This is a genomic window from Pseudoalteromonas sp. 0303 (assembly GCF_013349995.1).
Lineage (GTDB): Bacteria > Pseudomonadota > Gammaproteobacteria > Enterobacterales > Alteromonadaceae > Pseudoalteromonas.
Genome location: NZ_JABVXF010000007.1, coordinates 34679 through 49052, shown reverse-complemented (window position 1 = coordinate 49052; position 14374 = coordinate 34679). Strand labels below are relative to the sequence as shown.

At 41.5% G+C, this 14374-nt stretch carries 14 protein-coding genes; 4 read left to right on the top strand and 10 right to left on the bottom strand.

Annotation, left to right across the window (positions count from 1 at the left end):
- Positions 1-52: 52 nt before the first annotated feature.
- Both HUS62_RS06735 and fadR read right to left on the bottom strand, forming a co-directional pair.
- Complete coding sequence (locus HUS62_RS06735; RefSeq protein ID WP_054561886.1) at positions 53-658, bottom strand: peroxiredoxin C; 606 nt, start codon at positions 656-658, stop codon at positions 53-55.
- Between the two features lie 284 nt (positions 659-942).
- Complete coding sequence (fadR, locus tag HUS62_RS06730; RefSeq protein ID WP_054561887.1) at positions 943-1656, bottom strand: fatty acid metabolism transcriptional regulator FadR; 714 nt, start codon at positions 1654-1656, stop codon at positions 943-945.
- Positions 1657-1889: 233 nt separating this feature from the next.
- On the opposite strand from fadR, the gene nhaB reads away from it, so the two are divergent.
- Positions 1890-3470: a sodium/proton antiporter NhaB gene (gene nhaB / locus HUS62_RS06725; RefSeq protein ID WP_175078961.1), complete on the top strand. Its 1581-nt coding sequence runs from the start codon at positions 1890-1892 to the stop codon at positions 3468-3470.
- 75 nt (positions 3471-3545) lie between these two features.
- Here nhaB and tyrA read toward each other — a convergent pair whose 3' ends face one another.
- The 6 genes from tyrA to ffh all read right to left on the bottom strand — a co-directional run bounded on the left by tyrA (position 3546) and on the right by ffh (position 8521).
- A complete protein-coding gene (gene tyrA, locus HUS62_RS06720) occupies positions 3546-4679 on the bottom strand; it encodes a bifunctional chorismate mutase/prephenate dehydrogenase (RefSeq protein ID WP_175078960.1) in 1134 nt (377 codons plus the stop codon).
- Between the two features lie 265 nt (positions 4680-4944).
- On the bottom strand, positions 4945-5304 hold the full coding sequence (gene rplS / locus HUS62_RS06715; RefSeq protein ID WP_054551733.1) for a 50S ribosomal protein L19: 360 nt from the start codon (positions 5302-5304) through the stop codon (positions 4945-4947).
- Positions 5305-5337: 33 nt separating this feature from the next.
- Positions 5338-6105: a tRNA (guanosine(37)-N1)-methyltransferase TrmD gene (gene trmD / locus HUS62_RS06710; RefSeq protein WP_054551734.1), complete on the bottom strand. Its 768-nt coding sequence runs from the start codon at positions 6103-6105 to the stop codon at positions 5338-5340.
- Positions 6105-6638, bottom strand: coding sequence for a ribosome maturation factor RimM (gene rimM, locus HUS62_RS06705; RefSeq protein WP_054561890.1), 534 nt, complete (start codon positions 6636-6638; stop codon positions 6105-6107). Before rimM ends, trmD begins: the two co-directional genes overlap by 1 nt.
- Before the next feature lie 17 nt (positions 6639-6655).
- Entirely contained in the window at positions 6656-6904 is a 249-nt protein-coding gene (gene rpsP / locus HUS62_RS06700) for a 30S ribosomal protein S16 (RefSeq protein ID WP_054551736.1), read from the bottom strand.
- 240 nt (positions 6905-7144) lie between these two features.
- On the bottom strand, positions 7145-8521 hold the full coding sequence (gene ffh / locus HUS62_RS06695) for a signal recognition particle protein (RefSeq protein ID WP_054551737.1): 1377 nt from the start codon (positions 8519-8521) through the stop codon (positions 7145-7147).
- A gap of 243 nt (positions 8522-8764) precedes the next feature.
- Here ffh and HUS62_RS06690 point away from each other — a divergent pair, with 243 nt between their 5' ends.
- From HUS62_RS06690 to HUS62_RS06680, 3 genes are all read left to right on the top strand, one after another.
- Complete coding sequence (locus tag HUS62_RS06690) at positions 8765-9568, top strand: inner membrane protein YpjD (RefSeq protein WP_054551738.1); 804 nt, start codon at positions 8765-8767, stop codon at positions 9566-9568.
- Between the two features lie 61 nt (positions 9569-9629).
- On the top strand, positions 9630-10898 hold the full coding sequence (locus tag HUS62_RS06685) for an HlyC/CorC family transporter (RefSeq protein WP_130051057.1): 1269 nt from the start codon (positions 9630-9632) through the stop codon (positions 10896-10898).
- A gap of 165 nt (positions 10899-11063) precedes the next feature.
- On the top strand, positions 11064-11903 hold the full coding sequence (locus HUS62_RS06680) for a mechanosensitive ion channel family protein (RefSeq protein WP_054561892.1): 840 nt from the start codon (positions 11064-11066) through the stop codon (positions 11901-11903).
- 17 nt (positions 11904-11920) lie between these two features.
- Here the strand turns inward: HUS62_RS06680 and HUS62_RS06675 are convergent, their stop codons facing one another.
- Together HUS62_RS06675 and HUS62_RS06670 are read right to left on the bottom strand one after the other, a co-directional pair.
- Positions 11921-14095, bottom strand: a complete 2175-nt coding sequence (locus tag HUS62_RS06675) for an exonuclease domain-containing protein (RefSeq protein WP_175078959.1) — start codon at positions 14093-14095, stop codon at positions 11921-11923.
- 66 nt (positions 14096-14161) lie between these two features.
- Entirely contained in the window at positions 14162-14350 is a 189-nt protein-coding gene (locus HUS62_RS06670; protein ID WP_054553751.1) for a DUF3185 family protein, read from the bottom strand.
- Positions 14351-14374 lie beyond the last annotated feature (24 nt).

Below are 14374 nucleotides of genomic sequence, written 5' to 3'. Positions count from 1 at the left end.
AACAAAAACCCGCCAATTGGCGGGTTTTTTAATTCTTTAACTAAGGCCTAGATTATAGGTCGCCTTCGTTTTCAGAAAGGAATTTAGCAACACCTGCAGGGCTTGCGTCCATACCTTTTTTACCTTCAGTCCAACCAGCTGGACATACTTCACCGTGCTCGCTGTGGAACGCTAGCGCGTCAACCATGCGGATCATTTCGTCGATGTTACGGCCTAGTGGAAGGTCGTTAACTACTTGGTGACGTACGTTACCTTCTTCGTCGATTAGGAAAGAACCACGGAAAGCAACACCTGCTTCTGGGTGCTCAACGTCGTATGCTTGACAGATTTCGTGTTTAACGTCTGCAACTAGTGCATATTTAACTTGACCAATACCACCGTCAGCAACGGCAGTGTTACGCCATGCATTGTGTGAGAATTGTGAATCGATAGAAACACCGATTACTTCAACGCCACGCTTTTGGAACTCTTCAAAACGCTTGTCGAAAGCGATTAGCTCTGAAGGACAAACGAAAGTGAAGTCTAACGGGTAAAAGAAGATAACTGCTTTTTTACCTTTGATAGTTTCTTTTAGGTTGAAGTTTTCAACGATTTCACCGTTACCAAGAACAGCTGCTGCAGTAAAGTCTGGTGCCTGACGGCCAACTAATACACCCATTTTTATCTCCAAATATTTGAGTTTATTTCCAATTGCCTATGCAATACTCACTTAGATATGGTTACTAAAAATCAAAAACCAAGAGTAAGTATTGATAATTTGCAAGATAGTTTAATGAGGTTACAGACAAATGAACAATCGAAAAAAACGATATGCTTAATCGGAAAAATTGATTCTCAATAAACGTGGATTGAGATAACTCTATATTAGTGTGCAAATTGACCCACAGAACACAAAAAACCCAGCTTTTAGCTGGGTTCTTAAATGAATATCAATACGGACACTTAGTCCATGATATCTTCTGGCATATCACCACGGATTTGCTGCCAGATTTCACCTGTTTGATGGCCGTATTTACGCATCATAGAAATCGCACCGTCATGCTCACGACGCTCAGCAAGCTCTGTTAGGTCTTTATAAAACTGACGCGCTAATTCACGGGTACGAGAATCAGAGAAGTAATGGCAGCCAATTTTTGAGTAGAAACCTTTAAAACCATTTAAGATAAGCACGTAAATGCGGTTATTACCCGCTACTGCTAATTCATGGTGGACTTTATAATCGTAATCAGCAAATGCTTGGGCACTGTCTTCAAGTTCTTCACTTTGCGATAAGATTTCAATTACACGCTCTGGGGCAAGCTTAATAGCTGCACGAGTATAAATTGCGCTGATATTAGTGCGAGCAGAAAGTAATTGATCTGTAAGCTCTGGCATTTTGTCTTCATCAAGACGTGCTAGCGTCTCTAAAATGTTAAGACCCGAGGTTTCCCAGAAGTTATTTACACGGGTAGGTTTACCGTGTTGAATCGTTAGCCAGCCATCACGAGCTAGACGCTGAAGTACTTCACGTAAGGTTGTACGTGTTACACCAATCAGCTCTGACAATTCACGTTCAGCAGGAAGAATTGAGCCAGGCGGAAAGTCACCATTCCAAATAGATTCAACAATGTATTCTTCAGCAAAACCTGCTGGGCTTTTCGCTTTAAAAATTCTCATCCAATTTCCACTTGAGTTAGCAACTACTTTTACCGCATTTGGTGTTCAACTCACTGATTGTACCAGATGATCTGCAACTAACAAGTAAACTAACTCCGCAGTGCATAAAAATCTACAAGATCTAGTTAAATAAATGACCTTTTGGATTAAAAGTACGCCAAATAACAATACTTTCGATATACTGAATTTCTAATTATTAACAATAACAACCAGCACTATTAAAAGGTACGGCCATGCAGCAGCGCGTTTTACCAGCAGTATTTAAAAATTTTTTGGGGACTTCGCCACAGTGGTATAAATACACCATTATTGCGTTTTTACTAATCAACCCGGTGTTATTTCAACTTAACCCTTATCTGGCAGGATGGGTATTAGTGCTAGAGTTTATTTTTACACTCGCCATGGCACTTAAATGTTACCCGCTACAACCGGGAGGCTTATTAGCAATTGAGGCCTTATTTATCGGCATGACAACCGCCGGCCAAGTTGAACATGAAATAGTACAGAATATCGATGTGATCCTGTTACTTATCTTTATGGTTGCCGGCATCTATTTTATGAAAGACTTGCTTTTGTATATCTTCACAAAGCTGGTTGTTTCGGTGCGAAGTAAAACCGTATTGTCGCTGTCGTTCACGATTGCTGCGGCTTTTTTATCTGCTTTCTTAGATGCGTTAACGGTGATGGCGGTGGTTATTGCCGTTGCGATGGGCTTTTACAGTATTTACCACAAGGTTGCATCAGGAAAAGACTCTAGCAGCGAGCATGATATTAATGACGATAACCAAGTTCGCCCTGTAAACCGTCAAGAGCTTGAAGAGTTTCGTGCTTTTCTTCGTAACTTATTAATGCATGCATCAATTGGTACTGCCTTAGGCGGTGTTTGTACCATGGTAGGCGAGCCACAGAACTTGATCATTGCTGAGCGTGCTGGCTGGTTATTTGGCGAATTTTTCTTACGAATGTTGCCTATTACTTTACCCGTTATGATTGCCGGTATTACCACTACTTTCTTACTAGAAAAAACTAAAGCCTTTGGTTACGGCGCAAAACTCCCTGCCCCCATCCACACGATTTTATCGGATCATGCTAAAAAGCTTGAGAAAAAACGCACCACACGCGACAAAGTGAACCTAGCAATTCAAGCTTTCATTGCTGTTTGGTTGATCATAGGTTTAGCCCTTCACTTAGCCACTGTTGGTTTAATTGGTTTGTCTGTCATTATTTTTGCCACAGCCAGTGCTGGTATTATTGAAGAACACCAGTTAGGTAAAGCATTTGAAGAAGCCTTACCATTTACAGCATTACTATGCGTATTCTTCTCAATTGTCGCAGTTATTATCGACCAGCATTTATTTACACCTGTGATCGCATGGGTGCTTACCTTTGAAGGTCAGCTGCAACTAGTGATGTTCTTTATTGCCAACGGTATTCTGTCGATGGTCAGCGATAACGTTTTCGTGGGTACTGTGTATATCAATGAAGTGGCTGCTGCGTTACAGGCAGGTCAAATTACCCGTGATCAATTTGACCTATTAGCTGTGGCAATTAACACAGGTACTAATTTACCAAGTGTTGCGACTCCTAATGGACAAGCGGCCTTCTTATTCTTGCTTACATCAACATTAGCCCCTGTGTTAAGACTATCTTATGGACGCATGGTATACATGGCACTACCTTATACCATCGTGTTGACAATTGTTGGCTTGAGCATGACCTTATTCAGCCTTTCAGATATGACTGACTTACTGTATCAATGGGGTTTAATCAATCACCACAGCGGAGCGTTACCTGGCTCATTAGGTGGTCATTAAAACGATTATTTAAAACAAAATATTTTAAACTAAAAAGCCCGCTTGATGCGGGCTTTTTTGCTAAGTAAGAGTCGTTTAATCAAGCACTTTCGCGTCGTTTGCTTTATTGAGTAAGCTGCGGCTTTGCGTTAAGAAATGTGCAGTTGCATCAGAGAAGTATTCTTTTGCATCAGCAAATGCGGCAATCAATGATGCTTTATCCCCAGCTTTTAGCTTTTCTAGCGTGTCTGCAAAAGTATCTTGGTAGTTGGCAAGCAGTGCTTCTACATCGTCGAATTGCGCTAACATGATGTCAGAGTAAAGCTCTGGCGATTGGGCAAATAAGCGCCCTACCATCATTAACTCTAATTGATAAATGGGTGATGAGCAGCTGCGAAGCTCTGCAAGTGTATGGCTTTGCTTGGCAAGAAACTGGCCATATACAAAAGTTGTTAAGTGGCGCATAACCTGAATGATCTGCATTGCTTCATCGTGTTTTTTAGCATCCATTTCAACTACTTGGCAGCCCCAAACTTGTAGTTGTGCCATTAACCCTTTAGCCACTTCATGATCTCGCCCTTCACACACCACAACCGTTTGTTTTACCCAGTGCGAAATATCTGGGCCAAACATCGGGTGTAAGCCAACTACCGGGCCGTTATGAGCCGCCATAAGCGCTTTTAGAGGTTTCTGCTTAACGGAGGTAATATCTACCAGCAAACAATCATCATCAAGTGTTGGTAGCGCTGCGACGACTTGTTCAAGTGCATTAATTGGCACACTGACTAGAACCAATTTTGCCCCTTTTAATATCGTTTCACTTTGTGCTTGCTGTGCTTTATCTAAAATACGCACTTCATAACCTGAACGAGTAAACTGTTGTGCAAACAACTGACCCATGGCACCTTCACCACCAACAATTACAATAGGTGATAACTGAGGTGCAACACAAGCAAGACTACCTTGCTGATTCTGATAGGCTTCACGCATCATACGACGCAGGATATCTTCAACTAACTCAGGGTTAACCCCTTGTGCGATTGCTTCTTGACGACGTGCCGCGAGTAAATCTGCCTCGCGATCAGGTGCATGTAATGGAGCACCGATTTGTTGCTTAATTGCGCCTATTTTTTCTGTAATCCCATTACGCTTTGCCAGTAATGCCACCAATTGCGCATCACATTCATCTATTCCTGCTCTTAAATCAGCTAGATCATTCACTGTTACCACGTTACCACACCTCAAACCCTAAAAACGTAAATATTTATATACAAAAAAGTAAAGCTTTTAATACAAATTATAGTAACAGGATAACAGCCAAAGCACAAAGCCCTAACGTGCATGTAGCATAGCTTATGAAGGGATAATAGATAATTTAGAAGGGAGTATTTCGGTATTTCTCAGGGAAGGAAAATTTTTTTGTGGTATAAAAACCAAAACGGGTTGCAACCTAAGGCTGCAACCCGTTTTATTTTGCGTTGTAAAACAGCGCGTATTAGTTAAGTTTTTCTCTAATACGTGCAGATTTACCAGAACGCTCACGTAGATAGTAAAGTTTCGCACGGCGAACTGCACCGCGACGTTTAACTGAGATACTATCGATAAGAGGGCTGTGCGTTTGGAATACACGCTCAACACCTTCACCGCTCGAGATTTTACGAACTGTGAATGCTGAGTGAAGACCACGATTACGCTTAGCGATTACAACACCTTCAAAGGCCTGTAGACGCTCTTTGTTACCTTCTTTTACACGTACCTGTACAACTACTGTATCACCAGCGCCGAATGCTGGTACGTCTGTTTTAAGCTGCTCTTCTTCAAGCGCTTTAATAATATTTTGGTTTACTTTTGCCATTATATTTCTCACTTTCCTAGGTGTAACTGTCTTCTAGCCACAAGCTTGTTGGTACTCTTGCTGAAATTCAGCAAGGAGTGCCGCTTGCTCCTCAGTCAGAGCTAGGTTATGCAACAAGTCAGGACGACGAAGCCAAGTTCTACCAAGTGATTGCTTTGTGCGCCACTTAGCGATTTCTTGGTGGTTTCCGCTGAGTAATACAGCAGGCACCTGTTTATCATCCAATGTCTCTGGCCGTGTATAGTGAGGACAATCAAGCAAGCCATTCGAAAATGAATCCTGCTCAGCTGACTGGTTATGACCTAACACCCCTGGTACTAATCGTGCTACTGCATCAATTAGCGTCATCGCGGGTAGCTCACCACCACTTAAAATAAAATCACCAATTGACCATTCTTCGTCAACGTATGATTCTATAATTCGCTCATCTATACCTTCATAGCGACCTGCAATTAAAATCAGCTTTTCTGATTGTGCAAGCTCGCTTGCACCTTGCTGATCTAATTTGCGCCCTTGCGGGGACATATAAATTACTTTTGCACCATCACCTGCCGCTTTTTTAGCGTCAAGGATAGCTTGTTTCAATGGTTCAACCATCATTAACATGCCAGGACCGCCCCCGTAAGGACGATCATCCACGGTTCTATGCTTATCAGTAGCATAGTCACGTGGGTTCCAACAGTTAAAGTCGATTAGACCATTTTTAACTGCGCGACCTGTTACCCCTTGGGTGGTAATCGCATCAAACATGTCCGGGAAAAGGCTTATCACCCCTACCCATAGCGAACTCGTTTGTGACATTAAAACCCTGGGTCCCAGTCTACGGTAATTTCTCTTGCATCATGTTTAACTTCTTTAATAACAGAATCTGTTAAGAAAGGAATTAAACGCTCTGCTTGGCCAAATGCATCTTTTTTGTTTGCTTTCACAACCAAAACGTCATTTGACCCTGTCTCCATTAGGTCATCAACAGTGCCTAAGTTATAACCTTTATCAGTTACAACAGACATGCCGATCAGATCTCGCCAATAGAATTCACCTTGCGGTAATTCTGGTAGCTGCGCTGCATCTACTGAGATTTCTGCATTGGTTAAAGCCATTGCTTCGTCTCGGTCGTTTACTTGCGCAACTTTAGCGATAAAGCCTTTGTTGTGGCGACGCCAGTCGACCACTTCTAAGGTCTGCCATTTACCTTGTTGCCCTATCAACCATGGGCTGAAATCGAAGATCCCTTCGGGATCATCAGTAAATGAATGCACCTTAAGCCAGCCCTTTATACCATACGGGGCACCGAGCTTTCCTACTGTAATATACGAGGTGTTCTCTTGACTCATGGTTACTCTTACGCCTATTAAGCCGCTTTACGAGCGTCTTTAACTAACTTAGCTACGCGATCTGAAAGAGATGCGCCTTGACCTACCCAGTGATCAACACGAGATAAATCTAAACGTACTTTTTCTTCCTGACCAGAAGCGATTGGGTTAAAGAAACCTACTTTCTCGATGAAGCGACCGTCACGCGAGAAACGGCTATCCGCAACCACAATTTGATAGAAAGGGCGTTTTTTAGCGCCACCACGTTGCAAACGAATAGTTACCATACCGTCCTCTACATTAGATTGACTGTTTTCATTAATAAGATTTACTCCCCAATACGGGAAGCTGGGGAATTGTACGAGTTTTTTGCAACATTGCAAGTAAGAACTGCTGCAAAATGTAAGTTTAGTTGATTAAACACTGATCTGGGCTTTAAATCTTACATGCAGCTAACAACTACGCATAAATTATCTACAAAAAAAGGAGCTATATGCTCCTTTTTATACACTTAATAAACAGCACTATTAAAATTTAGGGCCGCCACCCATCATACCTGGTGGTAACATGCCTTTCATGCCGCGCATCATTTTCTTCATGCCACCTTTGCCTTTCATCTTCTTCATCATCTTCTGCATTTGCGTAAATTGCTTAAGCAGTTTGTTGATTTCTTGCACCTGAGTGCCAGAGCCTGCAGCAATACGTTTTTTACGCGAGCCTTTGATGATTTCTGGGCGAGCACGCTCTTTTGGCGTCATAGAGTTGATGATAGCTTCCATTTGTACGAAAGTTTTATCACCCATCTGGCCTTTTACAGCGTCTGGCAGGTTTTGCATGCCTGGCAGCTTATCAAGCATCGACATCATACCGCCCATGTTCTTCATCTGACGAAGTTGCTCAGCAAAATCATCTAATGTGAAACCATCACCTTTAAATACTTTTTCGGCAACTTTAGCAGCTTTCTCTTTATCTACTTTCATTTCGACTTCTTCGATTAATGAAAGTACATCACCCATACCTAGGATACGAGAAGCAATACGGTCAGGGTGGAATGGTTCAAGAGCATCAGTACGCTCACCCACACCCATAAACTTAATTGGCTTACCGGTAATATGACGAATCGATAATGCAGCACCACCACGGGCATCACCATCGGTCTTGGTTAAGATCACACCACTTAAAGGAAGCGCTTCATCAAATGCTTTTGCAGTGTTTGCTGCATCTTGACCTGTCATCGCATCAACAACGAATAAGGTTTCGATTGGGTTAATCGCACTGTGAAGTGCTTTGATCTCGTCCATCATGTCGTTATCGACGTGTAGACGACCTGCGGTATCAACTAATACCACATCAATGAATTTCTTCTTCGCGTGCGAAATCGCATTGTTTGCGATATCAACAGGCTTTTGTGAAATGTCACTTGGGAAGAACTCAACACCCACTTCATCAGCCAGTGTTTCAAGCTGTTTGATTGCTGCCGGACGATAAACGTCGGCACTCACAACTAATACAGATTTCTTTTTACGCTCTTTTAAGAATTTAGCTAGTTTACCAACACTGGTCGTTTTACCAGCACCTTGTAAACCCGCCATCATCACCACCGCTGGCGGCTGTGCATTAAGGCTTAGCTCTTCGTTAGCTTCACCCATGGCTTTTTCAAGTTCTTCACGAACAATCTTAATAAAGACTTGGCCCGGGCTTAAGCTTTTTGTTACTTCAACACCTACGGCGCGTTCTTTAACTTGCTTAACGAACTCACGAACAACAGGTAAGGCAACGTCCGCTTCCAAAAATGCCATGCGGACTTCGCGTAATGTATCTTTTATATTGTCTTCAGTTAGGCGTCCGCGGCCACTGATATTTTTTAAGGTTTTACCTAAGCGTTCTTGGAGATTCTCAAACATGTAAAGGTTCCGATAAAACGTGTTACACCTGCAATGTACATAAATCAAACAAGTTTGGCGACAATACAGGCAATATTAAAATTTAATTCCTAGCAGTATACCGTAAATGGTGGTCGACAATACAGTGTTCAAGTGTGCAGTTTGAGTTTCTTTTTACAAACTCTATGCTTTTGCCTTGCTATAAAATACAATGGCATCAAAGAGACAAGGATTTATCGATATAAATTAAGTGGCCAAAACACGATGATTATTAGTTTAACTATTATTGCTAGTTTGTTTTATGTGTTAGCAACGTCACATGTGCTATCACGCCTTTTTCACAAACAAGGTCCAAGCCAAAAACTCACAGTCATTCTTAGCACTGTGGCTATCCTTGCTCATATGCTATTACTGGTTAATTCAGTTTTTCGTGCTGACGGCCAAGATTTAAGTATCGTCAACGTTGCCTTATTAACCTGTTGGGTCATTGTGGTGTCGGTGACTGCTGTGTCTCTCAAATTCCCCGCAACTTTATTGTTGCCAGTTGTTTATGGTTTTGCAGCCTTACTAACCCTTGCCAGCTTGTTTATACCGCATCATGTGATTTTGCAATCAATCGATGTCGAGCTTGGTTTAGTTACTCACATATCGTTATCACTGCTAGCCTATTGTGTTTTGATAATCTCAACACTTTATGCAGTCCAGTTCTACTTTATTGATAAGCGCCTCAAACGCAAAGACTTGGCAATTGTACACAGCCACCTCCCTCCTTTAATGGTGGTTGAGCGTCAGCTGTATCAATTACTCACGCTGGGTACTATCTTACTGACTTTTGCTCTCCTTTCTGGGTTTATCTTCTTAGAGGGAATGTTTGCCAGTGAGTTTATCCATAAAACGGTTTTATCGTTAATTGCTTGGCTAATTTTCACCGTGGTCACTGTAGGTCATTTACGCCAAGGCTGGCGTGGTAAGCCTGTGGTATTTTCGATCATGATAGCCGCTTTTATCTTGTCACTTGCTTATTTTGGCAGCCGTTTCATCCAAGAAGTGGTTCTAAATAAGTTTTAACTTGACTCAGCAAGCTGTCTCTAGCTTAATATGCACTGATTTATAAAAAAAGGATCCATCCTTGGACGACATATCGACTAGTACCCTGTTTATTATATTGGGATTATTGATACTTATTTCTGCTTATTTTTCTGGTTCTGAAACTGGAATTATGTCAATCAACCGTATTCGCCTGCGTCATCTTGCTAAAGAAGATCATCGTGCAGCGAAGCGCGTCAGCAAACTATTAAGTCGCCCTGACAGACTCATTGGTCTGATCTTAATTGGTAATAACCTTGTCAATATCGCTGCAGCACAGGTTGCAACGATTATTGGTATTCGTTTGTATGGTGATCTCGGTATCGCTATTGCAACCGGCGCGCTAACGCTGGTTGTTTTAATCTTTGCCGAAGTAACGCCAAAAACACTTGCTGCGCTATACCCAGAGAAGGTTGCTTTTCCAAGCTCAATTGTGCTCAAAGGCCTATTGAAAATCCTTTTCCCGTTTGTGGTTATCGTAAACTGGATGACCAACGGCATGTTACGCTTGTTTGGTATTACCACAGCACAAATTGAAGAGCACAGCTTAAGTAAAGAAGAACTAAAAACTGTGGTGAACGAATCAGGTGCACTATTACCTGCTCGCCACCAAAGCATGCTGACTTCAATTTTAGATTTAGAGCAAGTCACTGTTGAAGATATCATGATCCCACGCAACGAAATTGTTGCTATCGATATCAATGATGATTGGAAGCTTATCAGCCGCCAACTTACTCATGCACAGCACACCCGTGTACTGTTGTATCGTGACCAAATTGATGATGCTGTTGGTTTTATTCACTCACGTGATGCACTGCGTCTATTAACGAAAGAGCAGTTTGATAAACCATCACTACTGCGTGCGGTACGTGAAATCTACTTTATTCCTGAAGGCACATCACTGAACACGCAACTTCTTAAGTTCCAGCAATCAAAAGAGCGTATTGGCTTAGTCGTTGATGAGTATGGTGATATTCAAGGTCTAGTAACCCTTGAAGATATTCTTGAAGAAGTAGTGGGTGATTTCACTACAACGCAAACGCGTACACCGAGTGAAGAAGTAACAGAGCAAGATGATGGCTCAGTACTTGTTGATGGCGGTGCCAATATTCGTGATTTAAATAAAGAAATGGGTTGGGAGCTACCGATTGATGGCCCGAAAACGCTAAGTGGTTTAATTGTTGAATACTTAGAGGACATCCCAGACTCAAACCTAAGTTTGCGTATTGCCGGCTACCCTATTGAAGTTATCGAGATAAAAGAAAATATGGTTAAGTTAGTTAAAGTTATTCCAAGTAAACGCACAGAATAATTTTCTACACCACCTAAACAAAAGGAGTAGCTTGCTACTCCTTTTTTGTTACTTATAGCTGAATTACCTCTGAAGATTCACATTTTATTAGCTATCCTGCACAACCAAACACGAATTCCTCTACTATTATTTTCTTTTGCATATATTGATATAAAAGGGAAAATAATGGACGAAATATCAATCGAAAAAATCTATAACCAAGCTATCGAATTGCTGATGCTTTACGGGCCAAAGTTTATCCTCGCAATACTGGTTTTAATTATAGGTTGGTGGTTAATTGGTAGAATTGCCAATATGGCCGAAAAATCAATGAATAAGGTCAAGTTCGAAGTTGGCCTTACGCACTTTTTAGTCTCCTTTATCTCGGTCATTTTAAAAGTACTGTTGCTGATATCTGTTGCTTCTATGATTGGTATAGAAACCACATCGTTTATCGCAATGCTGGGTGCTGCTGGCCTTGCGGTGGGCATGGCACTTCAAGGTAGCCTTGCTAACTTTGCAGGTGGCGTGCTTATTTTGTTCTTTAAGCCCTTTAAAGTAGGCGATGTAATCGAAGCACAGGGTTACATGGGTACAGTGGTTGAGATACAAATTTTTGTCACTGTTTTACTCACCTACGACAATGAAAAAATCATTATCCCAAATGGCACGCTCTCAAATGGCTGCGTTAAGAATAAGTTTTCAGAGCCAACACACCGCGTTGCAATCGAATTTGGCATTAGTTATGGCGATAATGTTCATAAAGCCCGTGATGTGCTTATGAGCGTGCTTAATGACTATGATTTGATACTAAAAGATATAGAAGATAAAAAACCATCGGTTCATGTTAGCCAGCACGGCGAAAGCCATATTGGCATGTTGGTATGGGCGTGGGTTGAGTCTGATAACTACTGGCCAGTGTATTTTGGCTTATACGAACGCGTTAAAATTGCCTTTGACGCCGCTGATATCACGATTCCATTCCCGCAAAGGGATGTCCATATTCACCAGTTCCCTGGTAAATAACCACTTAAAATGCGAGGTTAACTCTCCTTTTTTGATTGTGTTTGTTGAATCAGGTTTAACAGTTCTGCTGTGGCAGTTGCATCAGCTAACGCTCTATGATGATTCGTTAAATTCAATTCAAAATGTGCTGCTAAGTTACCGAGCGAATATGACTTAAGCTTAGGAAATGCTTTTCGTGATTCAACTACGGTACATAGCTTTGGCATTTTAAAGCCCTGCCCGATTGCACTGTATTCTTTGCGAATAAAGCCGTAATCAAAATTCACATTATGGGCAACAAATACACTGCCTTTTAATAGTGAGCGCAGGGTATCAGCAACCTCTGCAAAGCGTGGCGCATCACGAACCATAGCGGCGTTTATCCCCGTTAACTTGGTGATAAAAGCAGGAATACTGCGCTCAGGATTGATTAAACTCGCCCATTGTTTAATTACTTCGCCCGCTTGTAACTGCACAACGGCTATTTCAGTAATTTTATTATTACCTTGTACGCCACCGGTGGTTTCTATATCGACCACACTGTAAATTCGATTCGGATCATTAAACCAATTTACCGCAACGATATTCACTGCAAAGCCAAGTTGCTTTAACACCTCAATGCTGACAAGTTGATTGCGCCTTAGTTTATCGCCTGGGGCTTTCACCTCCTCAAAGGTGAGCTTATCCCCTTTAAGCACCATCAAATCTGGGTAGCCATCTTTGAGCTGCTTAAAGGTTTTTGTCATTTGCAATAAATGCGCTTTTAAATTTGCAAGCGGGCTGTGTTTTATTAATACCTCTAGCGGCTCTAACATATCGCTGTGCCACATAAACATAGCGTTAGGCGCTTCATAAAACTGCCCTACGTTTTTACAAACATATTTATATAAGGCTTCATTGCTAGTGAATTTGGCAAGCTTTTGCTCAATTTGTGTTTGTTGCACTGTATAAAAACAATCAGCCAGTAACACCTTTGGATAAAGATCAAATTCATTACACGGCGGGTGCGGGGTCTCTATAAAAAGTTCTTGCCAAAACGTTAACGTAAAAAGGCTCAACCAAAGATTATTCTCGGTAAAAAATACCGTATTACCAAGCTGTTGATAATGCTCACACACTCCTTGCTCTACATCGCCACGATAAATGTCATCAACCTCTAATTGATGCTCTGTATCAATGAGCATTTGTGTTAGGCGTGAGCGTTGTTGCTTATTATATTTACGCTGTAAAAAGTCCTCTGCAAAATACAAAATGCCATCATCAAGCGGGTCTTGAATAACTTGCTCAAGCTTTTGTTCAACCCAGCTTTTATCACCTTGTTTGTAACGGTGGCGAATTGCTAGCTCTTGCGCTTCACTGCTACCTTCACAGTGCTCAAGTAATTCAAATGCAAATGCTAAATCATGATCTTTTAGCTGCTTATATAAGCGGATCAGTAATTTGTTTTTGATACTCTGGGCTAATTCATCTTCAGAGCTAATGGCTAAAAGTGCTTGGGCTAGGTTCTGATACTCTGTGTGTGACTCACTTTCTTTGAACTGCATTCGCAGCTTATTTAATTGATAATGCGTTTGTGCTTCGGCTAGTGTTTGAAAACGCGATATGCTCTCATTAACATCACCACGTACTTTTGCAATTCCTAAATCACGCATCACAAAACGATTTTGATGGTTGATATCACCGCCACTTAGTCGGCCGCTATGTAAAAACTCGAAGTATTCATAATACTGACTACGGCTATTGACCACGAACTGACTAAACAACGACTCTAATTCACTGTGGTTGCGATCAATATGCTCTTTACACAGTTGGGTTAAGCGCTGTTTACTGGCTGACTTTTTGTAATCAGGTTGAGTCGCCATTAGCTCATCATTTGCTAATAAGGTTAACAGGGTTGGTTTGGTTAAATGCTCAAGTAATAGATCTAATTCGTCGCTGCTAGGATGTGCCACCAGCCCTTGCTGCTTTAGCTTAAAAATAGCACCGTGCAGATTAGGGATCTCTTCATAATTTAATGATGACAACGCGATGATTTTTGGCTTTCGAGAATAAATACGCAGCAAAGTACATAAACTTTGCTCATCAAGCTGAAGGAGTTTTTCAAGAAATAACTGCTGCTCTTCTAAAAGCAGATGCCTGCACTGAGCTTGAATAAATTCAGCAAGCTCAAAGAAGTGACTTAAATAATATTTTGCTGGTAGTTGTGTTTTCATAGCCAAACCCGACACTGTATATAAATACAGTATCAGGTATTAGCTAATTGATTTCAATGTTTGCGGTTATTTAACTTTTAAAATACCCACAATTGCGCAAATTGCGCCCCCGACCATACCGAGCCAAGCTTCAATTGGTGTATCACCACTAAACGTGCGGCTAATTTGCGCACTTGCAGAGTCATACACGTTATATCCCCATACAGCTAGCGCCACACCAATAACGATTAAAGCAATACCTATAATTTTTCCCATCGTGTTGTTCCTTATTGTTATTAA

What these genes read in the sequence shown, in the direction of transcription:
- HUS62_RS06735 (WP_054561886.1), bottom strand. Translation starts at nt 658, where the DNA reads ATGGGTGTATTAGTTGGCCGTCAGGCACCAGACTTTACTGCAGCAGCT.
- fadR (WP_054561887.1), bottom strand. Translation starts at nt 1,656, where the DNA reads ATGAGAATTTTTAAAGCGAAAAGCCCAGCAGGTTTTGCTGAAGAATAC.
- nhaB (WP_175078961.1), top strand. Translation starts at nt 1,890, where the DNA reads ATGCAGCAGCGCGTTTTACCAGCAGTATTTAAAAATTTTTTGGGGACT.
- rplS (WP_054551733.1), bottom strand. Translation starts at nt 5,304, where the DNA reads ATGGCAAAAGTAAACCAAAATATTATTAAAGCGCTTGAAGAAGAGCAG.
- trmD (WP_054551734.1), bottom strand. Translation starts at nt 6,105, where the DNA reads ATGTCACAAACGAGTTCGCTATGGGTAGGGGTGATAAGCCTTTTCCCG.
- rimM (WP_054561890.1), bottom strand. Translation starts at nt 6,638, where the DNA reads ATGAGTCAAGAGAACACCTCGTATATTACAGTAGGAAAGCTCGGTGCC.
- rpsP (WP_054551736.1), bottom strand. Translation starts at nt 6,904, where the DNA reads ATGGTAACTATTCGTTTGCAACGTGGTGGCGCTAAAAAACGCCCTTTC.
- ffh (WP_054551737.1), bottom strand. Translation starts at nt 8,521, where the DNA reads ATGTTTGAGAATCTCCAAGAACGCTTAGGTAAAACCTTAAAAAATATC.
- HUS62_RS06690 (WP_054551738.1), top strand. Translation starts at nt 8,765, where the DNA reads ATGATTATTAGTTTAACTATTATTGCTAGTTTGTTTTATGTGTTAGCA.
- HUS62_RS06680 (WP_054561892.1), top strand. Translation starts at nt 11,064, where the DNA reads ATGGACGAAATATCAATCGAAAAAATCTATAACCAAGCTATCGAATTG.
- HUS62_RS06675 (WP_175078959.1), bottom strand. Translation starts at nt 14,095, where the DNA reads ATGAAAACACAACTACCAGCAAAATATTATTTAAGTCACTTCTTTGAG.
- HUS62_RS06670 (WP_054553751.1), bottom strand. Translation starts at nt 14,350, where the DNA reads ATGGGAAAAATTATAGGTATTGCTTTAATCGTTATTGGTGTGGCGCTA.